Genomic DNA, 23562 nt, shown 5'->3' with positions numbered 1-23562 from the left:
GCTTATTCCCCCCATGAGAAAATATAACCCGATGAACCGATAAGGGCTTTATTCTTCTTGAGACATTTAATAGTGCCCCATTTCTCTCTGGCTGTCTGAATATTATTTTCATAACCAATAGTCTGATAACGATATCTGTAAGGCTGAAAGGGGCTGGCAAGCGCAATGCTCATTTCTCTCACCCTGACTTTCCCAGAGGATTTTTCCAGATAAACATATAACCCATGTCTGGAGAGCTCGTCAGCGTAGTGCAAACGTGACTGATCGTTACGGCACCATTGTACGGCCACCAACGCACTGCTTTCACGCACAAAATCCCAACAAGCGCAAATCACATAAAGCATATAAATAAATGCAGCAACCGTAACGATGCGGACTATCTTCGACAGGAAAAAGGCGTACCCACGTTCAGTCATGCCATTTAACCTCGGTCTCAATCGTGCCAAATATGTTGAACTCTCTGGCCAGACACTGTTGATCAAAATCGCCACATAATAACAACACGACTGAAGTTATATTAATCATGTAAAGACCAATAAAGGAATAAATATTCTTTTACGCTAACATCAATATTTAGCCTGTTCTGATAAGTAGCTTTAACCATTTATTATTTCAGAAAAAATTTAGCCCTCGTAAAGCGGGTCATAAAGGGCTAACAGAGAAAGCGTCATGGCTACCGTAGCAGCCATGAGGTGAGATTACTGCCAGCCATACCGGCGGCTGTAGAACCCTTTTACCAGTTGGGTCAGCGTCATATAGCCTGCCAGAATGGCAATCAGCCACGGGAAGTAAGACAGCGGCAGCGCCTGCAATTGCAGGTAACTCGCCAGCGGCGAGAACGGCAACGCAATGCCCACCACAATCACCATTAGCGTCATCATTATCAGCGGCCTGGCGGCGCGGCTCTGGATAAAGGGCACGCGACGGGTACGGATCATATGCACAATCAGCGTCTGCGACAGCAGTCCCACCACAAACCAGCCGGACTGGAACAGAGTCTGTGCTTCCGGCACGTTGGCCTTAAATACCCACCACATCACGCAGAAGGTCAAAATATCGAAGATGGAGCTTATCGGGCCGAAGAAGATCATAAAGCGCCCCAGATCCGCCGGGTTCCAGCGCTGCGGTTTTTGGATCTGCTCTTCGTCCACATTATCAAACGGGATCGCCACCTGGGACACATCATACAGCAGGTTCTGAATCAACAGGTGTAACGGCAGCATCGGCAGGAACGGCAGAAAGGCGCTCGCCACCAGTACGCTAAAGACGTTACCAAAGTTGGAGCTGGCGGTCATTTTGATGTATTTCAGCATGTTGGCGAAGGTCTTACGCCCTTCAATCACCCCTTCTTCCAGCACCATCAGGCTCTTTTCCAGCAGGATGATGTCGGCGGCTTCACGGGCAATATCCACTGCGCCATCAACGGAAATACCGATGTCCGCCGCACGCAGCGCAGGTGCATCGTTAATACCATCCCCCATAAAGCCTACCACGTGCCCCTCCCGCTTAAGCAGCGTGACAATACGCTCCTTGTGCATTGGCGTCAGGCGGGCAAACAGGGTGGTCTCTCTGGCACGTTTAGCCAGTTCGTCATCACCCATTTGCTCTGTCTGGTGGCCGGTAACCCACTCCCCCACCTCCAGCCCGACGTCACGGCACACTTTCGCTGCCACCAGCTCACTGTCTCCGGTGAGTATTTTGACCGTCACGCCGCTGGCCTTAAGTGCTTTCAGCGCCGGTTTGGTGCTCTCTTTCGGCGGATCAAGGAACGCCATGTAACCTTCGAGGATCAGATCCGACTCATCCACACGCAGGTAATCGCCGGTGCGCGCAGGCAGGTATTTCGTTGCCACCGCCACCACACGCAGCCCCAGGCGATTCTGCGTTTCGGTCACCCGCTGAATGCGTTTCAACATGCTTTCATCCAGCGGCACAATGCCGCCGTGGTAGCGTGCCTGAGTACAGACGCCAAGGACTTCCTGTAGCGCCCCTTTGCAAATCAACAGATGCTTATCCGCCTCTTCTGCTACCACCACTGACATACGACGGCGTTCAAAATCAAAGGGGATTTCGTCAATTTTCTGCCAGCGTGAAGCGAGCGCCTGGGCTGTTTCTGCTTCCACCCCTTCCAGCACCGCCACGTCGAGCAGGTTTTTTAGCCCGGTCTGGTAATGGCTGTTCAGCCAGGCCATATGCAGAACGTGCTCACTGAGTTTACCTGCTATATCTGTATGATTTTCAATAACAATCTTATCCTGAGTCAGGGTGCCGGTTTTGTCAGTACAAAGAATGTCCATCGCACCGAAGTTTTGAATGGCATCCAGATGCTTCACAATGACTTTTTGTTTTGCGAGCTTCACCGCACCACGCGCCAGCGTTGAGGTGACGATCATCGGCAGCATTTCCGGCGTTAAGCCCACCGCCACCGAGAGCGAGAAGAGCGCCGCTTCCCACCAGTCCCCCTTGGTAAACCCGTTTATCAACAGCACGACCGGCGTCATTACCATCATAAAGCGAATCAACAACATACTGACGCGGCTTATACCTTTCTGAAACGCATTCGGTTCGCTCTCCTGCTCGCCGACGCGCCCGGCCAGTTGACCAAACCAGGTATTGCCTCCCGTGGCGATGACGATGGCCTGCGCCGTGCCGCTTACAACGTTCGTGCCCATAAAGCACAGGGTGTCGCTCTCAAGCGGGTTGGTTTGTTCCGGGAGGCGCGTATGTGCCACTTTTTCCACCGGCAGCGACTCTCCGGTGAGGGACGCCTGGGCGACAAAAAGATCGCGAGCCTGCACCACACGTAGATCGGCAGGGATCATATCCCCCGCCGCCAGTCTGACGATGTCACCGGGCACCAGTTGATCGAGTGGGATCTCAAGCCAACTGTTTTCACCTCTGGCATTTATTATGCGCAGAACGGTCGCGGTATTACTCACCATTGCCTTGAGCGCATCCGCCGCCCTGGTGGATCGCGCCTCCTGAATGAAATTCAGGCAGGTGGAAATCGCCACCATCAGGCCTATAACCCCTGCTGCGAACAGATCTTCTGAGGCATAAGAGAAAAGTCCCAGACAGGTCAGCAGCAGGTTGAACGGGTTGCGATAACAGACCCACAGGTGTCCCCACCAGGGCATCGGGCGCTGGGCGGGGATCTGATTTATGCCGTGCGCTTCCCGCGCGCGCTGCACCTCCTGGGCATTCAGCCCCTCCGGGTGGGCGCTGAGGGGTTTCCACAGTTCAGGGATAGCCATCTTCGCAAGCGTCAGACAACGTGCGCTTAAGGAGGCGGAAACCTCAGCATGGGGGGAATGTGCCGCGTCAGGCAGCGGGTCGCGCTGCACCAGACGGCGAGGTAAATGACGGTTAAGCCGGGCGAGAATCCGGGTAATATTTTTGAACATGATAAGTCCCTTATCTTGCGGGCACGGGCAAGCCGCGTCCTGAAGACGTAATAAATTGTGCAGGGACGTGTGACGTCGCTGCCTTACGCTTCCGGTAAGGCAGCAGAGACGGGCTTACCGGAAGAAATATCTCCGTCGGGGGAGAGGTGCGGGATCAGGGTCCATAGAGCCTCCGGTAAGGGTAAAAATGTCTCGGTAACAGCGTGAAAATAGTAACGCAGGTGAATTAAACCGAACGTAAACCGGACTTTACTCATTGTCGTCTGGTTGAGTGTTGACCAAACTTGCTTTACTCTGCAAACCGCTGAAGAGGGACAGGACAGGACGCATGCAAAACCGGCTGACAATCAAAGACATTGCGCGCTTAAGTGGCGTCGGGAAATCCACCGTTTCTCGTGTGCTGAATAATGAAAGCGGCGTCAGTGAACGCACCCGCGAGCGCGTAGCAGCGGTGGTTAATCAGCATGGTTTCTCCCCTTCCCGTTCCGCACGCGCCATGCGCGGCCAGAGTGACAAAGTGGTCGCCATTATTGTCTCCCGCCTGGATTCTTTGTCTGAAAACCTCGCCGTCCAGACCATGCTGCCCGCCTTTTATGAGCAGGGTTACGACCCGATCATGATGGAGAGCCAGTTCTCCCCGGAACTGGTGAAAGAACACCTCCAGATGCTGAGCCGACGTAACATCGATGGCGTGGTGCTGTTTGGTTTTACCGGCATCACCGACACCCTGCTTCAGGCCTGGCGCGCCTCGCTGGTTCTGCTGGCGCGGGATGCCAAAGGTTTCGCCTCGGTCTGCTATGACGACCAGGGGGCCATTACGCTTTTGATGCAGCATCTTTTCGAGCGGGGCCACCGCCAGATCAGCTTTATCGGCGTCCCCCATAGCGATATCACCACCGGTCAGCGCCGCCACGAAGCCTACATGGCGTTTTGTCAGCAGCACCAGCTCACGCCGCATTACCTCCTGCCGGGGCTGGCGATGAAGCACGGTTATGACAACGTGGCCCGCGTGCTCACTCCGACGACGACCGCGCTGGTCTGCGCCACCGACACCCTCGCGCTCGGGGCGAGCAAATACCTGCAGGAACAGCGCACTGAAAATCTGCAGCTTGCGAGCGTAGGCAACACGCCGCTTATCAAATTTCTTCACCCGGAAATCATCACCGTGGATCCCGGCTATGCCGAAGCAGGCCGTCAGGCCGCCGCGCAGCTTATCGATCAGGTTAATGGTCGCGCCGATCCACGACAGATAGTGATCCCCGCCAGCCTCATTTGATCCCCTCTCCGTTCGGTTTATTGTGATCGTCGCCTGATTACGGGAACGTTCCCATTTTCAGTTATCCATTCAATGGATATGCTTGCGCGCATTCATCAGCAGTCATTATTTCTCTCAGTGGGGCATCACGATGAGCAAAGTCAGACAGGAGTATATTGCCAGGCTTATTGAGCTGGTCGGCGGGCGCGAGAACATCGCAACGGTGAGCCATTGCATCACCCGCTTGCGTTTCGTCCTCAATTCACCGGCCAAAGCCGACCCAAAAACAATCGACACTCTCCCTATGGTCAAAGGCTGTTTCACCAATGCCGGCCAGTTCCAGGTGGTGATCGGCACGGATGTGGGCGACTGGTATCAGGCTCTGATCGCCACGATCGGCCAGGCCTCCGTCGACAAAGAGCAGGCGAAACGTGCCGCCCGACAGAACATGAAATGGCACGAGCAGTTGATCTCGCACTTTGCAGAGATCTTCTTCCCGCTCCTTCCGGCGCTAATCAGCGGTGGCCTGATCCTTGGTTTTCGCAATGTCATTGGCGACCTGCCAATGAGCAACGGCCAAACCCTGGCGCAAATGTCTCCCGGCCTGAAAACCCTTTATGACTTCCTGTGGCTGATTGGCGAAGCGATCTTCTTTTATCTGCCGGTGGGTATCTGCTGGTCAGCGGTGCGTAAAATGGGCGGTACGCCGATCCTCGGTATTGTGCTCGGTGTGACCCTGGTGTCGCCGCAGCTGATGAACGCCTATGATCTCGGCAGTAAAATCCCGGAAGTGTGGAACTTCGGCCTGTTTGCCATTGAAAAAGTAGGCTACCAGGCACAGGTCATCCCCGCCCTGCTGGCAGGCCTGGCGCTGGGCGTGATTGAAACACGTCTCAAAAAATGGGTGCCGGACTATCTCTATCTGGTGATGGTGCCGGTCTGTTCGCTGCTGCTGGCGGTGTTTCTCGCCCACGCCTTTATCGGCCCGTTTGGCCGTATGATTGGCGACGGTGTGGCCTTTGCCGTCCGCCACCTGATGACCGGTAGCTTCGCGCCAATTGGCGCTGCGCTGTTCGGATTTCTGTATGCGCCGCTGGTCATCACGGGCGTGCATCAGACCACGCTTGCCATCGACATGCAGATGATCCAGAGCCTCGGCGGCACCCCGGTATGGCCGCTGATCGCCCTTTCGAATATTGCTCAGGCCTCGGCGGTGACGGGAATCATCCTCACCAGCCGTAAACAGAACGAGCGCGAAATTTCCGTTCCGGCTGCCATCGCCGCCTACCTTGGCGTAACCGAACCGGCCATGTACGGCATCAACCTGAAATATCGCTTCCCGATGCTCTGCGCAATGGTAGGTTCTGGCCTCGCCGGGCTGTTATGTGGTCTGAACGGCGTGATGGCGAACGGCATCGGCGTCGGCGGTCTGCCTGGCATCCTCTCCATTCAACCGGGCTACTGGCAGGTCTTCTCAGTGGCGATGGCGGTGGCGATTATCGTGCCAATGGCGCTCACCACGGTGATTTACCAGCGTAAGTTCCGCCAGGGCACGCTGCAGATTGTGTAACATTTTGGGGCGCGCTTGCGCCCCTTCGCTTTAACCAGGAAATCGCTATGAATACCCTTCCCCACTGGTGGCAGAACGGCGTCATCTATCAGATCTACCCCAAAAGCTTTCAGGACACGACCGGCAGCGGCACCGGCGATTTACGTGGCGTTATTCAGCGTCTTGATTACCTGAAAACGCTGGGCGTGGATGCAATCTGGCTGACCCCCTTCTATATTTCACCGCAGATAGACAATGGCTATGACGTGGCGGATTACACCGCCATTGACCCGGCGTACGGTACGCTGGCGGACTTCGACGAGCTGGTGGCGCAGGCTAAAGCGCGCGGCATTCGTCTGGTGCTCGACATGGTGCTTAACCACACGTCGACGGCACATCCGTGGTTTCACGACGCCTTACATCCGCAAAGCCCGTACCGGCACTATTACATCTGGCGCGAAGGCCAGCCTGACGCTCAACCCAACCACTGGCAGTCCAAGTTTGGCGGTAGTGCCTGGCAGTGGCACGCGCAAAGCGAAGCATACTATCTGCACCTTTTTGCTCCGGAGCAGGCGGATCTGAACTGGGAAAACCCGCAGGTTCGCGACGAGCTGAAAAAGATCTGCGAATTCTGGGCCGATCGCGGCGTCGAGGGTTTGCGTCTGGACGTGGTGAACCTGATTTCCAAAGACTGGAATTTCCCGGACGATCCACACGGTGACGGCCGCCGCTTCTATACCGATGGCCCGCGTGTGCATGAATTCTTACAAGAGATGAGCCGCGACGTGTTTACCCCACGTAAACTGATGACCGTCGGCGAAATGTCCTCCACCGCCCTCGAACACTGCCAACAGTACGCCAGTCTCGACGGACGTGAACTGTCGATGACCTTCAATTTCCACCACCTGAAAGTCGATTATCCCGGCGGCGAAAAATGGACGCTGGCGGCGCCGGACTATGTGGCGCTCAAAGCCCTGTTTAACCACTGGCAGCAGGGCATGCACAACCAGGCCTGGAATGCGCTCTTCTGGTGTAATCACGATCAGCCACGCATTGTGTCGCGCTTTGGCGATGAAGGAGAATTCCGGGTTCCGGCGGCGAAAATGCTGGCGATGGTGCTGCACGGTCTGCAGGGGACGCCTTACATTTATCAGGGCGAAGAGATTGGCATGACTAACCCGCACTTCTCGCAAATAACCGATTACCGCGACGTAGAGAGCCACAATATGTTTGCCAGCCTGCGCGCCAGCGGACGTGATGCCGATGAGCTGCTCGCCATTCTCGCCAGCAAATCCCGCGACAACAGTCGTACCCCCATGCAGTGGTCCGCAGAGAGGCATGGCGGATTTACCACCGGTACGCCGTGGATTTCACTGTGCAATAACGTGCAGGAAATTAACGCCGAGGCAGCACTTAACGATCCCGACTCGGTGTTCTATACCTATCAGCATCTGATCGCGCTACGTAAAACCCAGCCCGTACTGACCTGGGGTGACTATGAGGATCTGCTGCCGGAACACCCGTACCTGTGGTGTTACCGTCGCCAGCACAACGGGCAGACACTGATGGTGGCTGCTAACCTCAGCCACCAGTGCCAGCAGTGGCAGCCTGGCGATCAGGCGGGGTGCTGGCAGGTGCTGATGAACAACTATAACGAGATCTCACTCACCCCTGGCAATATGACGCTACGGCCATTCGAGGCCATCTGGTGGCTACAGCATCATGCTTAAGTGCACTGCCCGGCAGGTCGCTGCGGCCGGGCAGTGTACGATTACCATACTGTTTTTGTTGAATAATTAAGCAAAACTATTCCATGTGAATTTACAAACCTCCCCAGCGCCCGTCCTTTGTACTCTCTCTTTTTTACTTTGTCCTGAATCAATAAAAACGCAAACTTGTTTGATGCAAATCACTATATATAGAACTTAGAATGCACGCCGACCCAACATATTGTATTTATCGTCTATTATTCCAACAAAATAACGGCAGCATAACTGGCTGGAATTGTGGATAACAAGGGTCGGGATTCGGGGAACTCACTGTCGCGGCGACACTTAACGGCTGTGAATATTTCCTCACCTCTGTGGATAACCTGTTTTTAAGATGGAGTGATCATGACACCGCATGTGATGAAACGTGATGGCAAGAAAGTGCCTTTCAGGTCAGAGCGCATTCAGGAAGCAATTTTGCGTGCAGCTAAAGCAGCGGGAGTCGATGACGCAGACTATTGCGCCACCGTCGCGGAAGTCGTCAGTCAGCAGATGCACAACCGTGCGCAGGTTGATATCGGCGAAATTCAGATTGCGGTGGAAAACCAGTTGATGTCGGGGCCGCATAAACAGCTTGCCCGCGCCTACATCGAATACCGCCACGACCGCGATATCGCGCGTGAAAAGCGGGGTCGTCTGAATCAGGAAATTCGCGGCCTGGTTGAACAGACCAATTCTGCTCTGCTCAATGAAAATGCCAATAAAGACAGTAAAGTGATCCCGACGCAGCGCGATCTGCTGGCCGGTATCGTTGCCAAGCATTATGCCCGCCAGCACCTGCTGCCGCGCGACGTGGTACTGGCGCATGAACGTGGCGATATCCACTACCATGATCTCGATTACTCGCCGTTCTTCCCGATGTTCAACTGCATGCTGATCGACCTGAAAGGCATGCTGACGCAAGGTTTTAAAATGGGTAACGCGGAAATCGAGCCGCCAAAATCCATCTCCACGGCAACAGCCGTTACCGCCCAGATCATCGCTCAGGTCGCCAGCCATATTTACGGTGGCACCACCATCAACCGTATTGACGAAGTGCTCGCACCGTTCGTGACCGAGAGCTTTGAAAAACACCGTAAGATTGCCATTGACTGGCAGATCCCGGACGCCGACGGCTATGCCCGTACTCGCACCGAAAAAGAGTGCTACGACGCCTTCCAGTCGCTGGAGTATGAAGTCAACACGCTGCATACCGCCAACGGGCAGACTCCCTTTGTAACCTTCGGCTTTGGCCTTGGCACCAGCTGGGAATCGCGCCTCATCCAGCAATCGATTTTGCGTAACCGCATCGCGGGCCTGGGCAAAAACCGCAAAACGGCCGTCTTCCCGAAACTGGTCTTCGCCATTAAAGATGGCCTGAACCATAAGGTTGAGGATCCGAACTACGACATTAAACAGCTGGCGCTGGAGTGTGCGAGCAAGCGCATGTACCCGGACATTCTGAACTATGACCAGGTGGTGAAAGTCACCGGCTCGTTCAAAACCCCGATGGGCTGTCGCAGCTTCCTCGGCGTATACGAAGAGAATGGCGAGCAAATCCATGACGGGCGCAATAACCTCGGCGTGATAAGCCTGAACCTGCCGCGTATTGCTCTGGAAGCCAAAGGCAATGAAGCCGCATTCTGGGCGCTGCTGGATGAACGTCTGGTGCTGGCGCGTAAAGCCCTGATGACCCGCATTGCGCGCCTTGAAGGGGTGAAAGCGCGTGTGGCACCTATCCTCTACATGGAAGGGGCGTGCGGTGTGCGTCTGAAAGCAGACGATGACGTCTCTGAAATCTTCAAAAATGGCCGCGCCTCTATTTCACTGGGCTATATCGGCATTCACGAAACCATCAATGCACTGTTCGGCAAAGCGCATATGTTTGACAGCGAAACGCTGCGTGCCAAAGGGGTGGCGATTGTGGAGCGTCTGCGTCAGGCCGTGGATCAGTGGAAAGACGAGACCGGCTACGGCTTTAGTCTCTACAGTACGCCGAGCGAGAACCTGTGCGACCGATTCTGCCGCCTCGACACCGCGGAGTTTGGCGTGGTCGACGGGGTCACCGATAAAGGCTACTACACCAATAGCTTCCATCTCGACGTCGAGAAAAAGGTGAACCCGTACGACAAGATTGATTTCGAGGCGCCGTACCCGCCGCTCGCCAGCGGAGGCTTTATTTGCTATGGCGAGTATCCAAACATCCAGCACAACCTGCGCGCACTGGAAGATGTCTGGGATTACAGCTATCAGCATGTGCCTTATTACGGCACCAATACCCCTATCGACGAGTGCTATGAGTGCGGCTTCACCGGCGAGTTCGAATGTACCAGCAAAGGCTTTACCTGCCCGAAATGCGGTAACCACGACGCCGCCCGCGTCTCGGTCACCCGCCGCGTGTGTGGCTACTTAGGCAGCCCGGATGCGCGTCCCTTTAATGCCGGAAAGCAGGAAGAAGTGAAACGCCGGGTTAAGCATCTGGGAAATGGGCAAATCGGTTAAGTTCTAACAGCAAGCAAACCAGGAGATCGCAGTATGAATACTTACGAGTTAATCAAGCATGCAATTCTGAACAAAAAACAAATTACTGCTGTATACGATGGCTATTATCGAGAAATGTGTCCGCACGCTTTAGGAACTAAAAATGGCAAGCAACAAGCATTGTTCTTCCAATTCGGGGGGGAAAGCAGCAAGGGAAAAATCGACTCTTCATCCCCCTACAACTGGCGTTGCTTACGGCTGGTCGATTTAGAAAATGTTCAAATCCGTGATGGTCAGTGGTACACCGCCGACAATCACAGTAAAGCCCAAACTTGTGTAGATATTATTGACGTCGAAGTAAAACTTTAAGGAATTTTAGGCCGGTAAAAACCGGCCTAGTAGAAAAATGAATTACCACCAGTACTACCCTGTCGATATCGTCAACGGCACCGGCACCCGCTGCACCCTGTTCGTTTCCGGATGCGTGCACGAATGCCAGGGCTGCTACAACAAAAGCACCTGGCGGCTAAACTCCGGCATGCCGTTTACGCAGGAAATGGAAGACCAGATCATCAGCGATCTCAACGATACCCGCATCAAACGCCAGGGGCTGTCGCTCTCCGGCGGCGATCCGCTGCATCCGCAGAACGTACCGGCGATCCTGAAACTGGTCAAACGCGTGCGGGCCGAATGCCCGGGCAAAGATATCTGGCTGTGGACGGGTTATAAGATGGACGAACTAAACGAGGCACAAAGAGCGGTGGTGGCGTTGATCAATGTGCTGATCGACGGGAAGTTTGTGCAGGATCTAAAAGACCCCATGCTCATCTGGCGGGGCAGCAGCAATCAGGTGGTGCATCACCTGCGCTAAAAAATCACCTCAGAACACATGCTGAGGTGATTTACAGGCCGAATAAGCGCATCGCCGCAGTGAGAGAATTACTCATATGACATCGTAAATTCCACCGCAGAGTTTGCCGAACCGGGGCTGACCTCACCCGTGCGGATAAAGCGGGCTTTCATCGGGATAACGTAATCACCGCCCAGGGATGGGCTGTAGCCGGAGTATTTCACCGCGCTGTTAAACGGCACCAGTGTGTCATTGGCATACAACACTTGCACCCCCACCCCGCTCGCTGTGGAACCACTTCGCAGGGTGATATGCTGATCACTGCTTCCTGAATTGACAAGATTGATCCCCGCAGCGGGCTTAAAAGTATACTTCACCGCCGCCATATCCTTACTGCATTTTTTGATTTCAAAATTAAATGGTGTGGCGCTACTGGTGGAACCTACGCTTGGGAAATCCGATTTACTGTGTTTGTTGAGGTCAACGGAAATATCGGGGGTTTCGCAGGATTTGATGGTGACGGGGATATTACTGGTTATTTTTATTTCGGCAGTTTTCATGCCAGCAATGGTGGAAACTGAATTATTTACCCAGCCTTCAACCGTAAAGTTAAGTTGTAACGGACCGTCATCCTGACTAACCGGACCGATAACATAGAACTGAAGGTATGTATTAAGAAACTTGAAACTCCCAAAACTATTAAGTGGCCATTGGAGATATATCGATAAATTGTTACCAACAACATTACTTTCACTCACTACCCAAACCTTAACACCTATGCCTTCTACATTAGTCTTATAAATCCCGGGATAAACAGACTCTGTCAGAGTTTCTGCGAATTTCGTCATCATATCAACCGGCGCTGAATCGCATCGAAAAAATGCCTGTCCCCCTTGCGGAATTGTGATGACCGGACCCAGCGGTGTATTCGGCTGCTGATTACTCGCTACTGATAGCGATGCAATATCAACAGTGTAAGACCTGTTGTAAATACCACCACCAGTAAACCAACAACCTGCATTGCTGATAAAACTCAGTGTCATCAGCCCCAAAAGAAGGGACAAATTTAAAAAGTGCTTAAGCATATTCATCGCATATTTCCCTGCTCCAACCGGAGCGCAAATAACTCATTGCTTTAACGTCTATAGACAGCTTGATGTCGCGTAAAGCCGCCGTGATCGTTAATCGTGGTGAAATAAATAATTCCCTTTCCCGCACCCGACAACGTAAATACAGAACGCGCTTTCGCCGGGCACATGCCTGTTATTTCCTCAGCATGTGCCCCGGCTTCACTGAGGCTGAGACGAGCAAACGAGACACTGAATGCCGACGGGTTCTCGCATTCGATTTTGTTCTGGCCTGCTACGCTGAGAAGCCGCCAGCGAAGCGCGTTAACGGCATCGCCCGGCGAGCCTGGCAACCCTACGGGACGGTAAAAGAGTTTTAAACGGGAACGCACCGGGAACTCAATAACATTATTGTCCTTTGCCTTGTGCTTCATTTTTGGCTGCACTTCCAGCACGTTCAGCCAGAAAACCGATTCACGATCCGGCGAAATATTACCGCCGATAAAACGGATACGCAGCGTCTGGCCTTTGGCACTATTGAGACGAAAGATGGGTGGCGTAACAATAAAAGGGACGGTAGACATGTCGGGCCGAAGAGTGGGATCGCCATTATCCATCCATGCCTGTAACAGACGCGGCGTGCTGGCATTGTTGGTCAGCGCGAGCGTTATTTCGCCCTTTGCCGCCGGATAAATAATCCGCGTGCTGTCAAACTGAATCCCTGCCTGCGTCGCCGTACACCAGAACAGAGAAAAGAGAAAAAATGCACATCCATGCATGGTATATCCCTCCGTGAAATATATTATTCGCCTCTACACATTTATATAAAGAATATTAGCTTCATATTATCACAAACATTCATGTGAATGATAAATATGAGCAACATATAATGCTCATGAAAAAAAGAGGGACGAATTACTTCATGTAATATTGTTTTCGCGGATTGTACTGAATTTCACGTATCGCTTTCAACCTCCTTTTTCATAGCTTTTAGAGGAAATTGTATTGAGACATGAAATTTATTTGATAAATGGACATGAAGATTTAGCTGAAAACAAGGAAATGTATGTGCATTTTTTGCATAAAGATGAAAGGGTAATTACACACGGTAAATGATTTTTAGCAAATGCAGGGCACTGATGAATATAAAAACCTGTATACACTTTAAATTTTTTCGTCATATTTGAAGGGTTGCGGTAATACCGAAAGGTTAAAGCTCGCTCTCTTTTTTGGCCCTTTACAGGCAGGTGAATTATCACCTGTCATGTTGATACTCCTCTTCACGGAAGTTCATAAATAGCCCGGACAAGACACTTGTGCCACTCTTCGGGATTCCCCGGTAGCGCAATGCTTACCGGAGAAAACCGTTTTATCAAATATCCGGACCGGCGGATTACTTGGCAACGATAAAGCGTTTTTCATCTTCGATGAAGGTTTTGTCGCCTGCCGGCGCCTGAATGGAACCGAAGTTCATATGGCCACGCAGTTTCCAGCTGGCCGGGACATTCCAGGTACGCTGAACGTCTTCATCCACCAGCGGATTATAGTGCTGGAGGTTTGCGCCAATTCCTTTCTCCGCCAGCGCCATCCAGACGGCATACTGGGCGATACCCGAACTATGTTCTGACCAAATCGGGAAGTTATCCGCGTATGCCGCAAATTGCTCCTGCAGCGCGGTCACCACACCCTGATCTTCAAAGAACAGTACAGAACCTGCCGCGGCGGCGAAGCCATCGAGTTTATCGGAGGTCGCATGGAAGCTCTCAGCCGGAACGATTTTTCTCAGTTGTTCGCGTACCAGTTCCCAGAATTTATTGTGCTCACTGCCCAGCAGGATAAGCGCGCGGGAGCTCTGTGAGTTGAAGGCAGAAGGCGCTTGCTTGATGGCGTCCTGAATGATCTGAACAACGTCATCTTCCGGCAACGGCAGATCTTTGCCCAGTGCATAAATGGTTCTGCGTTGTTTCGCTAAAGCAAGGTAGTTCTCTGGCATAACGCCTCCTGAAAGGGTGGTTAATTCCAACGGGGTTGTGGTCTGCGCGACAGGCTGCTCACGTGATAAGAGTGCGTTCAAAATGCGCTGAAACGAGTTCATGATTCGCCGATTCCTGTCTTTCCCTTAAACGAGAGCAAACAACCCGGTGGCAGTTTGCCCTGACAATTGAAAAGAGTAATCCCAACAGCCGGTTAGGGAAAGCCTAACTATTTGTTTCTATCGTTCAAAAAAAATGAAAGAACAATAACAGCGACAATTAACTAAACAAATTCCTGCCGCTGCCGATAACGACGTAGTCTCGTTTTGTCTAACGCAGACTCATCATTCCAGCGAGGCACTTACGCTCCAGGCGTCGGATTCTACGTTATATTCCGGAGATGATAATGAACGGTATTGATAAAATTACCGCCGTGAGTGCTGGCGCACACGGCGATTCTCATCCATCAGATAATGACAGCACGTTGGCTCTGCGAAATAAACCTAAATCTGCAGAGATAAATGCTGATAATAAAAATAGCGAGCCGGAGGAAAGCAGTACGAAAGTTTCTCTGGCAACGACATCAGTAGCTGAAATTAAAAAAGAAAAGCAATTAAAACACGAGGAGGTAAAGAAGACCGATTATACGCTGGAGATGACCGGTATCCCGCTCTATCACGGCCGACTGGTCTCTGTAACGAAGTATCCCAACGGAGAGAAAGTCACGGTAGATGCCTTCTCAGGGCTGAAAGTAAGCGCCCCGGAACTCGCCTTTAACGTGAGCCAACCGGCGACAGTTATCAAAGAAATACTCAATGATAAAATGACAAATATTGCGGCTAAGGAAGGAGAATCTATTAAGTCTCGCAATGAAGAAAAACAATAACCATTAATAAATATAAACCCTCCTCCTTGCATAATTTGTATTTAATGCTACACGAGAGGGAAAATAATAAAACCTTACCCCCGCAAGGGAAATAAGCATACGCAGCATAAATTTTTATATTAACTGGCCAACGGTGGGGCGCGTTGTATCAACGCGCAGCCACAAACGGGTGCAGAAGCGCAATGCCCTCGCCAAACATTGTGCTGACAGGCGTCTTACGCTCAACAACCGCATTAACAAACGCCGCCGCCGCAAAGCCATCTCCATACAGCGGGCCGCAAAGTGTGGTGAGGCAGGTATGCGCCAGGATCACACGAAAGTGACGCTGGTCGAAATATTTTCCAGCATTCACGGGCGCGTTCCGTCCATCAACACCAGGAAGCCACTTCGTATTCGCTGATAACAGTATCCGTTGAGATAGCTGCGTGTTATGCGTTAAGCGCTGACGCATTAACGGGCATAAAGGCAGGCTGTACGTGAGGAGGAATACCTCAGTGAGGGCGAAAGTGGGGCAAGCGCCCCACTTCAGGATAATTAACGAAACTTCTTGTGGTTGCTGTTGCGGGTGGCTTTAAACGCTTCCGCCGCCGCTTTTGCTTCTTTCACTTTGCCTTCGTTGGCCAGTTTAAGCGCGCCATCAATCTGCGTGATCAGCGTGTCCATGCCCTGTCGGTAATCTTTCATTTCAGGGCTGTCCGGCGCTTTACCTTCCAGCTTAGGCGGGGTCGCTTTCTGCGCATCCTCTGCTGCGGTGCGCATTTTGGTTAACGCATCTTTAATGGTCGCCGCATCGTCAGCTTTCTCGACCACTTTCAGATTTTCATTGAGGGTATCCATATCCTCTTCAAGATCGGCGGCAAATGCCTGCACCGAACCGAGGACAAGGGTAGAGACAGCTAACATCGCCAGCAGTTTTTTCCGCATTGCTCACTTCCTTTTTTATTATTAAAAAGTCATACCCTGAATAAGTCGAGTTTCAGGCAACTGGCAAACACGCCCATCCCATGAGCTTACATGCGTAAGTGGCGGGGATAAGTGCGTGCAGCCAGGCACCTGTAACCTGAAGTATCGCGGGTTTTACTGGCCGGCGATTTTCATCTCCGGCAACAACACTGAACCACACTGAATATTGCTACGTGTTTCGATATCGTCAGCAATCGTAACAATATTACGCCACATATCTTTCAGATTTCCTGCAATCGTTATCTCACTGACCGGATATTGGATCTCGCCGTTTTCGACCCAGAAACCGGCCGCGCCACGGGAGTAATCCCCGGTGATACCGCTCACGCCCTGACCCATCAGTTCGGTGACCACAAGGCCGGTGCCCATCTGTTTCAGCAGTTGTTCAAAGCCCAACCCGCGCCCTTTAATCCGCCAGTTATGGATGCCACCAGCGTGCCCGGTGCTTTTCAGGCCGAGTTTGCGTGCGGAGTAGTTAGTCAGCAGCCATTGGGTCAGCACGCCGTCTTTGATGATGTCGCGACGTTCGGTGCGTACCCCTTCGCTGTCAAACGGCGTGGAGGCCAGTCCTTTACGCAGGTGCGGATGCTCTTCAATGGTCAGCCACTCAGGGAGGATCTGCTGGCCCAGCGAATCCAGCAGGAAGGTGGATTTACGGTATACCGACCCGCCCGCAATCGCCCCAACCAGATGACCGAAGAGTCCGGTTGCCACTTCATTGGCGAAGATAACCGGGGCTTTCATGGTCGACAGTTTACGCGGCGCCAGACGGGACAGGGTGCGGCGCGCGCACTCTTCCCCTACCCATTCTGCACTCTTCAGGTCACGAATATCACGGCCAATGGTGTAGGCGTAATCGCGCTCCATATCGCCATTTTCTTCAGCGATCACGCAGCTTGAAAGAGAGTGGCGGGTCGAGGCATAGCCTTGCAACATACCGTGGCTGTTGCCGAAGACTTTAATACCGTAGTGGCTGTTGAAGCTACCGCCTTCAGTATTGTTGATACGTTTGTCAGCCTGTAACGCCGCCTGCTCGGCCCGGGCGGCCAGCTCAATGGCCTCGTCCGGAGAGACTTCCGCCGGGTGGAACAGATCCAGATCCGGCGCCTCGAAGGCCAGCAGATCTTTTTCTGCTACCCCCGCGCAGGGGTCCGGGGAGGTATAACGGGCAATATCCAGCGCAGCCTGCACCGTGCGGGCAATGGCGTCGGGACTTAAATCGGTCGATGAAGCACTGCCTTTACGGTTTTGATGATAGACCGTGATGCCCAGCGCGCCGTCACTGTTGAACTCGACGTTTTCCACTTCACCGTAGCGCGTACTGACGCTAATCCCGGTGGTTTTGCTGACGGCCACTTCCGCACCGTCTGATTTTCCAGACGCCAGTTCCAGCGCGGTAGAGACGGCCTCTTCCAGTGCCTTACGTTGTTGTGCAACTTGTGTGATTACTTTCATCGCCAATGCCATAATTAAAGGAGAGATAATTTGAAGTCTAACAGAGAACCGTTTTTCAGTGCGCACCTTAACTGGTAACATTAGCCTCTTTTTTAAGGAGCCATAGATGACAAAGCAGCCCGAAGACTGGCTCGACGACGTTCCCGGTGACGACATCGAGGACGAAGATGATGAGATAATCTGGGTCAGTAAAAGTGAAATTAAGCGTGATGCCGAAGAGTTAAAACAGCTCGGCCTCGAAATGGTTGAGCTTGGTAAAAACGCGCTTGATAAAATCCCGCTTGACCCGGACCTGCGCGCGGCCATTGAACTCGCCCAGCGCATTAAGAAAGAAGGACGCCGCCGTCAGCTCCAGCTGATTGGTAAAATGTTGCGTCAGCGCGACGTTGAGCCGATTCGCCAGGCGCTGGATAAACTGAAAAACCGTCATAACCAGCAGGTGGCGCTGTTTCATAAACTGGAGCAGATCCGCGATCGTCTGATTGAAAATGGCGACGATGCGCTGGCGGAAGTGATGAACCTGTGGCCTGATGCCGATCGTCAGCAGCTACGTTCACTCATCCGTAATGCTAAAAAAGAGAAAGAAGGCAATAAGCCGCCAAAATCTTCTCGTCTGATTTTCCAGTATCTGCGCGAGCTGGCAGAAGGTCAGGAATAATCCCTTCGCAGATGTGCGGACTCGCCTCCGCACATCGCTTTTGCTTTCCTCTTCATACTTCATCCCCCTCCTTTTTCCGTAATTCACTGCCGCCGGTTTAGCGTACCGGGTACACAAACGTTTATCCTGAAAATGAACGAGACGATTTAACCAGTGAACAAAAAAAGCGCTGAAGTCGCTAACCGGCATGCTGATTTAACGCTGGCGTACAGCGTTCTACTAAGCCGATTGGGACATTAACGAAGGCGATAAGATTACCATGAAAGCCGAATTATCTGCCGATCTGCTGGCAAGTGCGAAAGAAAGGGGCAGAATTGATAAAGGTGAAAACGCCCGCCCCGAGCATGTTCATACCTTTGGCGAAATCGACGTTAAAGCCATTCGTGAAGCAACAGAATTAATGCAACACGCTTTTGCTGCTACCGTAGGTGTAAGCAATGGGCTGGTTAAAAGCCAGTAATCAAAGCGCCGCAAGCCAGCGGGCACTCCCCGAAAGCGTCTTCTGCTTTGGCAAGCCAACCCCTTTGTCATTAACCCGTTAAAAACCCTCTGCCATACACGGCGTCATCATAATCAACGATGCGGTTCTGCTTTTTAAGGATTATTACCTCATAATCTGCTAATGCTTTGCAGTTGGATTAGCTGAATCGTTAAAGCATAACCCTGCCAACTTCACAACTTTTCTGTATGTATCACTAGTATTTCATTGATTAAAGCGATCAATATCGTATTTTTGATCGTCTCATCGCCCTTTATTCCATCAGATCGATTCGATCACATTTTTTGGAGTCAGCAATTATTAGATTTCACGGGTCAGAAACATAATCGATTCAGCAAAAAGGAATGATGAATGAAAAAAACAGTCGTGATCTCTGCCCTCGCCCTGCTTATCTCCGGCAACGTCAGTGCGAAAACCTGGTTGCTGACCAGCGCTGAAAGCGGCATAGAACAAGGAAACTGGCAGGTGAACAGCCAGCAGCTGAAAATTAAAGATCAGAACTTCAGCATTGAGCAGAAGGTGCTGCATGGTGGTAAGCAGGAAGGCAGCAAAATCATCACCATTACCAGCCAGAACGGGCTGACAATCACCCTTAGCCCAACGCGAGGCATGAACTTACTGCGTGTTGAAGGTTTTGGCGTGCGCATGGGCTGGGATTCACCGGTAAAAGAGGTGGTAAACCCCGCCTATATCAACCTGGAGAGCCGCAATGGTCTGGGCTGGCTGGATGGATTCAACGAGATGCTGGTACGCTGCGGTTATGAGTGGACCGGCCATCCGGTGACCGCGGACGGACAAATTTACACCCTGCATGGCAAAGTGGGCAACACCCCGGCTTCGCAGGTTTCCGTCGATGTCAGCGAAGAAGCGCCGTATGAAATTCGCATTCGCGGTCTGGTCAAAGAGAGCACCTTCAAGAAGGCCGATCTGCAAACGACGATGGAGTTGAGCTACATCCCTGGCAGCAACAGCTTCACGCTGCACGACGTGCTGACCAACCATGCTGACTATGCGCACGACTATCAGATTATTTATCACAGCAATTTTGGTACGCCGATCCTCGAAGAAGGTGCGCGCTTTATCGCCCCGGTCGAAAGCGTCAGTCCATTTAACGATTACGCCAAAGCGGGCCTGAAGGAGTGGCAAACCTACAGTGGCCCCACCAAAGGCTTCGATGAGATGGTCTTTAACCTAAAACCGCTGGCAGACGCCAGCAAACAGACCGTAGCAGCCGTCATTAATAAGGCGGGCGACAAAGGGGCCGCCATCAGCTTTAACACCCAGCAGTTGCCTGTTCTGACGTTGTGGAAAAACACCGATACCTTAAAGCAGGGCTATGTCACCGGCATTGAACCTGGCACCAGCTACGCCTATCCGGTCACCATCGAGCGTGAACAGAAACGCGTGAAGAAACTGGAACCCGGCCAGAGCACTCGCTTTGACCTTACCTACACCCTGTTGCATAACGCAGGCCAGGTGCAGGAAGTGGAAAAACGGGTAGCGGATATTCAGGGCAGTAAAACGCAGCAGGTGATTGAGACACCTATCGCGAAAGAGTAGGCATAAAAAAACCGCGCCATTCCCATCAGATGGCGCGGTTCCCAGTCGATGACTTTACCGGCTCACTTATCCGGCTGCGGCCACTGCGGCTTTCTTCGCCAGACCATCCAGCAGTTTCTGATGAATTCCCCCAAAACCCCCGTTACTCATCACCAGAATATGATCGCCCGGCAGTGCGGTTTTCAGGATCATGTCGGTCAGCACATCAACATCACCGCTCCAGTATGCAGGCTGTACACAGGCGTCAGCCACTTCAGCCACCTGCCACGGAATGTGCTGCGGCTGAAGGAGGAAGACCTCATCCGCCCGGCCAAGAGAGGGGGCGAGATCGTCTTTGCTGTGCCCCATTTTCATGGTGTTAGAGCGCGGCTCCAGCACCGCGATAATACGCGCCGTGCCGCCCACTTTGCTGCGCAGCGCGGCAAGCGTCGCCAGAATCGCCGTCGGATGGTGTGCAAAATCGTCATACACTTTCACACCATGCGCTTCACCACGTAGCTCCAGACGGCGGCGCGCATTAATGAACGTACCCAGCGCGTCTGCGGCGTCTTTCGGCGCGACACCCACATGACGGGCAGCAGCGATCGCCATCAGTCCGTTATGCATGTTGTGCTCACCTACCAGGCCCCATTTCACCTGACCTACCACTTCGCCATCAAGCAGTACTTCCCATTCTGACGCGTCAGTGGTCAGTTTTTTCGCCAGCCAGTGGCCCTGTTCACCGACCAGCTCCTGCTCGCTCCAGCAGCCCATCGCCAGCGTCTGCTTCAGATTGATGTCGTTTTCCGGCCAGATGATCTTGCCCTGCCCCGGTACAATGCGTACCAGGTGGTGGAACTGTTTCTGAATCGCTTTCAGATCGTCAAAGATGTCCGCATGGTCGAATTCAAGGTTGTTGAGGATCAGCGTGCGCGGGCAGTAGTGAACAAATTTGGAGCGTTTGTCGAAGAACGCACAGTCGTACTCATCCGCTTCGATAACAAAGAACGGGCTCTCTCCCAGGCGGGCGGAAACCTCAAAATTGCCCGGTACGCCACCAATCACAAAACCCGGCTTGTACCCGCAGGCTTCAAGGATCCAGGTCGCCATTCCGGCAGTGGTGGTTTTACCGTGTGTGCCCGCAACCGCGACTACCCAGCGGTCGCGCAGAACGAAATCATGCAGCCACTGAGGGCCAGACATGAACGGAATATTTCTCTCCAGCACCGCTTCAACACAGGGATTCCCGCGCGTCATTGCATTGCCAATAATGACTAAATCCGGCGCGTTATCGAGCTGGCTGGCGTCGTAACCCTGAATAAGTTCAATGCCTTGCTTCTCAAGCAACGTGCTCATCGGCGGATACACATTGGCGTCCGACCCCGTCACCTCGTGACCCAGCGAGCGGGCAAGCATTGCCAGACCGCCCATGAAAGTGCCACAAATCCCCAATATATGAATGCGCATTCGTCTCTATCCTTCTTATCTTTGGCGCACATTTTACTCATATGTTTAACATGACGGAAATGCATTTCAGGATAATCCGTATCCTGCTGGCGCGATTCACCTGTGCGCGATCATTTGAATCTTTGTTAAGATTGTTGAGGTCACATTACTCCACACAAAATGCAGGGACAGGGTATGAAAACGTTAGGTGAATTTATTGTTGAGAAACAGCATGAGTTTTCTCACGCTACCGGTGAGTTAACCGCGCTGCTGTCAGCAATAAAACTGGGTGCCAAGATCATCCATCGCGATATCAACAAAGCCGGTCTGGTTGATATCCTGGGTGCCAGCGGTGCTGAGAACGTGCAGGGCGAGGTACAGCAAAAGCTCGATCTGTTCGCCAATGAAAAACTAAAAGCCGCACTGCGTGCACGTGATATTGTCGCCGGGATCGCCTCTGAAGAAGAAGATGAAATCGTTGTCTTTGAAGGGTGTGAACATGCGAAGTATGTCGTGCTCATGGACCCACTCGATGGTTCCAGTAACATTGATGTTAACGTTTCTGTCGGGACTATTTTCTCCATCTATCGTCGCGTCACACCGGTCGGCACCCCCGTTACCGAAGAAGACTTCCTGCAACCGGGCAGCCAGCAGGTAGCCGCAGGTTATGTGGTTTACGGTTCGTCCACCATGCTGGTTTACACCACCGGTTGCGGCGTTCACGCCTTCACCTATGATCCCTCTTTGGGCGTGTTCTGCCTCTGCCAGGAGCGTATGCGCTTCCCGGAGAAGGGCAACACCTACTCCATCAACGAAGGCAACTACATTAAGTTCCCGCAGGGCGTGAAGAAGTATCTTAAGTTCTGTCAGGAAGAAGATAAGGCGACGCTGCGTCCCTACACCACGCGCTATATCGGCTCACTGGTGGCTGACTTCCATCGTAACCTGCTGAAAGGCGGGATCTACCTCTACCCAAGCACCGCAAGCCACCCGGAAGGGAAACTGCGCCTGCTGTATGAGTGCAACCCGATGGCGTTCCTGGCGGAACAGGCTGGCGGTAAAGCGAGTGACGGTAAAGACCGCATTCTGGATATCGTGCCGCAAAGTCTGCACCAGCGCCGCCCGTTCTTCGTCGGCAACGAGCATATGGTGAATGATGTAGAACGTCTTATGCGTGAGTACCCGGACGCGTAACACCCATAATCCGGATGCGGCCCTGCGCCGTCATCCGGGTTTCCCCGGCGCAGTAATGCGTTAATGCACAAAGGTACGTTTAACGCGTGTTGAAACGCGGAAGTAGGGTATCCAGATGCAGCAGGCAACAATCGCACGAATCAGAGAACGTGCATCGTCATAGCCAAGCGGAATGTTCATCAGTGCGTTCGCCAGCCACAAATCCACGCCCACAAACACCACGCCGTAAAGAAGAAAAATGATGTAAGTAAGCGGTAACCTGCGCTTTTTGCGCAGAAAGAGACTGCCCACATAAATCGTCAGCAGAAATTGTCCGATAAAACCAAAGAGCTCAAAATAAATGACCCCCAGCCCACGGGGGGTGACGCTGCTGCCAAATTCCAGCAGGGTACGTGCGGTATTGTTGATGGCGAAAATACTGGCCACTAACGCCACAAGCAGTCCCAGCGCGGGAAGATACAGCCAGCCACCGATTTTCTTACATTCTTTGTTCTCGCACGCTTCGCAATAATCACCGCCCTTAAGCACTTCGTTATCGCATTGAGTACAAATATTTTTTCTGATTTCTTCCTGCGTCTCCATCTATCCCTGCCCT

The 23562-nt window shown here is 52.6% G+C and carries 21 protein-coding genes and 1 pseudogene; 11 read left to right on the top strand and 11 right to left on the bottom strand.

Annotated elements, in window-relative coordinates; translation table 11 throughout:
• Positions 1-2: 2 nt before the first annotated feature.
• The 3 genes from KXR87_RS11100 to mgtL all read right to left on the bottom strand — a co-directional run bounded on the left by KXR87_RS11100 (position 3) and on the right by mgtL (position 3569).
• Positions 3-416, bottom strand: coding sequence for a hypothetical protein (locus KXR87_RS11100; RefSeq protein WP_437432324.1), 414 nt, complete (start codon positions 414-416; stop codon positions 3-5).
• A gap of 282 nt (positions 417-698) precedes the next feature.
• The gene (gene mgtA / locus KXR87_RS11095) at positions 699-3404 is read right to left on the bottom strand and encodes a magnesium-translocating P-type ATPase (protein WP_437432323.1); all 2706 of its coding nucleotides are present in this window, start codon (positions 3402-3404) and stop codon (positions 699-701) included.
• 114 nt (positions 3405-3518) lie between these two features.
• Positions 3519-3569: a mgtA regulatory leader peptide MgtL gene (mgtL, locus tag KXR87_RS11090; RefSeq protein WP_437432376.1), complete on the bottom strand. Its 51-nt coding sequence runs from the start codon at positions 3567-3569 to the stop codon at positions 3519-3521.
• Between the two features lie 163 nt (positions 3570-3732).
• Between mgtL and treR the strand changes: the two genes are divergently transcribed.
• From treR to nrdG, 6 genes are all read left to right on the top strand, one after another.
• On the top strand, positions 3733-4680 hold the full coding sequence (treR, locus tag KXR87_RS11085) for a trehalose operon repressor TreR (protein ID WP_437432322.1): 948 nt from the start codon (positions 3733-3735) through the stop codon (positions 4678-4680).
• 130 nt (positions 4681-4810) lie between these two features.
• Positions 4811-6229, top strand: coding sequence for a PTS trehalose transporter subunit IIBC (gene treB / locus KXR87_RS11080; protein WP_437432321.1), 1419 nt, complete (start codon positions 4811-4813; stop codon positions 6227-6229).
• Between the two features lie 47 nt (positions 6230-6276).
• Entirely contained in the window at positions 6277-7938 is a 1662-nt protein-coding gene (gene treC / locus KXR87_RS11075) for an alpha,alpha-phosphotrehalase (protein WP_437432320.1), read from the top strand.
• 384 nt (positions 7939-8322) lie between these two features.
• Positions 8323-10458, top strand: coding sequence for an anaerobic ribonucleoside-triphosphate reductase (gene nrdD, locus KXR87_RS11070; RefSeq protein ID WP_437432319.1), 2136 nt, complete (start codon positions 8323-8325; stop codon positions 10456-10458).
• Between the two features lie 33 nt (positions 10459-10491).
• Positions 10492-10806: a hypothetical protein gene (locus KXR87_RS11065; protein WP_437432318.1), complete on the top strand. Its 315-nt coding sequence runs from the start codon at positions 10492-10494 to the stop codon at positions 10804-10806.
• A gap of 37 nt (positions 10807-10843) precedes the next feature.
• Positions 10844-11308: an anaerobic ribonucleoside-triphosphate reductase-activating protein gene (nrdG, locus tag KXR87_RS11060; RefSeq protein ID WP_437432317.1), complete on the top strand. Its 465-nt coding sequence runs from the start codon at positions 10844-10846 to the stop codon at positions 11306-11308.
• 68 nt (positions 11309-11376) lie between these two features.
• Here the strand turns inward: nrdG and KXR87_RS11055 are convergent, their stop codons facing one another.
• The 3 genes from KXR87_RS11055 to KXR87_RS11045 form a co-directional block, all read right to left on the bottom strand.
• A complete protein-coding gene (locus KXR87_RS11055) occupies positions 11377-12378 on the bottom strand; it encodes a fimbrial protein (protein WP_437432316.1) in 1002 nt (333 codons plus the stop codon).
• A 44-nt stretch (positions 12379-12422) separates the two neighbouring features.
• Positions 12423-13133 (bottom strand): fimbrial biogenesis chaperone, encoded by a 711-nt coding sequence (locus KXR87_RS11050; RefSeq protein WP_437432315.1) that lies wholly within the window; start codon positions 13131-13133, stop codon positions 12423-12425.
• A gap of 614 nt (positions 13134-13747) precedes the next feature.
• Positions 13748-14347 carry a nitroreductase family protein gene (locus tag KXR87_RS11045; RefSeq protein WP_437432314.1) on the bottom strand — a complete coding sequence of 200 codons (600 nt, stop codon included), beginning with the start codon at positions 14345-14347 and terminating at the stop codon, positions 13748-13750.
• Positions 14348-14733: 386 nt separating this feature from the next.
• On the opposite strand from KXR87_RS11045, the gene KXR87_RS11040 reads away from it, so the two are divergent.
• Positions 14734-15213: a hypothetical protein gene (locus tag KXR87_RS11040; protein ID WP_437432313.1), complete on the top strand. Its 480-nt coding sequence runs from the start codon at positions 14734-14736 to the stop codon at positions 15211-15213.
• A gap of 148 nt (positions 15214-15361) precedes the next feature.
• On the opposite strand, the gene KXR87_RS11035 is transcribed toward KXR87_RS11040, so the two are convergent.
• From KXR87_RS11035 to pmbA, 3 genes are all read right to left on the bottom strand, one after another.
• Positions 15362-15565 carry a hypothetical protein gene (locus KXR87_RS11035; protein WP_437432312.1) on the bottom strand — a complete coding sequence of 68 codons (204 nt, stop codon included), beginning with the start codon at positions 15563-15565 and terminating at the stop codon, positions 15362-15364.
• Between the two features lie 182 nt (positions 15566-15747).
• Positions 15748-16137 (bottom strand): cytochrome b562, encoded by a 390-nt coding sequence (gene cybC / locus KXR87_RS11030; RefSeq protein WP_437432311.1) that lies wholly within the window; start codon positions 16135-16137, stop codon positions 15748-15750.
• A gap of 153 nt (positions 16138-16290) precedes the next feature.
• Positions 16291-17643 (bottom strand): metalloprotease PmbA, encoded by a 1353-nt coding sequence (gene pmbA, locus KXR87_RS11025; protein ID WP_437432310.1) that lies wholly within the window; start codon positions 17641-17643, stop codon positions 16291-16293.
• A 94-nt stretch (positions 17644-17737) separates the two neighbouring features.
• On the opposite strand from pmbA, the gene yjgA reads away from it, so the two are divergent.
• The 3 genes and pseudogenes from yjgA (at position 17738) to KXR87_RS11010 (ending at position 20348) form a co-directional block, all read left to right on the top strand.
• The gene (gene yjgA, locus KXR87_RS11020) at positions 17738-18289 is read left to right on the top strand and encodes a ribosome biogenesis factor YjgA (RefSeq protein ID WP_437432309.1); all 552 of its coding nucleotides are present in this window, start codon (positions 17738-17740) and stop codon (positions 18287-18289) included.
• Between the two features lie 259 nt (positions 18290-18548).
• Positions 18549-18887, top strand: a pseudogene (locus tag KXR87_RS11015) (NadS family protein).
• A 252-nt stretch (positions 18888-19139) separates the two neighbouring features.
• A complete protein-coding gene (locus KXR87_RS11010) occupies positions 19140-20348 on the top strand; it encodes an aldose 1-epimerase family protein (protein ID WP_437432308.1) in 1209 nt (402 codons plus the stop codon).
• Positions 20349-20414: 66 nt separating this feature from the next.
• Here the strand turns inward: KXR87_RS11010 and mpl are convergent, their stop codons facing one another.
• The gene (gene mpl, locus KXR87_RS11005) at positions 20415-21794 is read right to left on the bottom strand and encodes a UDP-N-acetylmuramate:L-alanyl-gamma-D-glutamyl-meso-diaminopimelate ligase (RefSeq protein ID WP_437432307.1); all 1380 of its coding nucleotides are present in this window, start codon (positions 21792-21794) and stop codon (positions 20415-20417) included.
• A 174-nt stretch (positions 21795-21968) separates the two neighbouring features.
• On the opposite strand from mpl, the gene fbp reads away from it, so the two are divergent.
• On the top strand, positions 21969-22967 hold the full coding sequence (gene fbp / locus KXR87_RS11000; protein ID WP_437432306.1) for a class 1 fructose-bisphosphatase: 999 nt from the start codon (positions 21969-21971) through the stop codon (positions 22965-22967).
• A gap of 60 nt (positions 22968-23027) precedes the next feature.
• Here the strand turns inward: fbp and KXR87_RS10995 are convergent, their stop codons facing one another.
• Complete coding sequence (locus KXR87_RS10995; protein ID WP_437432305.1) at positions 23028-23549, bottom strand: DUF2569 domain-containing protein; 522 nt, start codon at positions 23547-23549, stop codon at positions 23028-23030.
• Positions 23550-23562: the final 13 nt, after the last annotated feature.

Source organism: Yokenella regensburgei (genome assembly GCF_051486985.1).
Classification (GTDB): Bacteria; Pseudomonadota; Gammaproteobacteria; order Enterobacterales; family Enterobacteriaceae; genus CBFFRJ01.
Note: the sequence above shows the minus strand (reverse complement) of the source record. Positions and strands in the feature narration are given on the sequence as shown.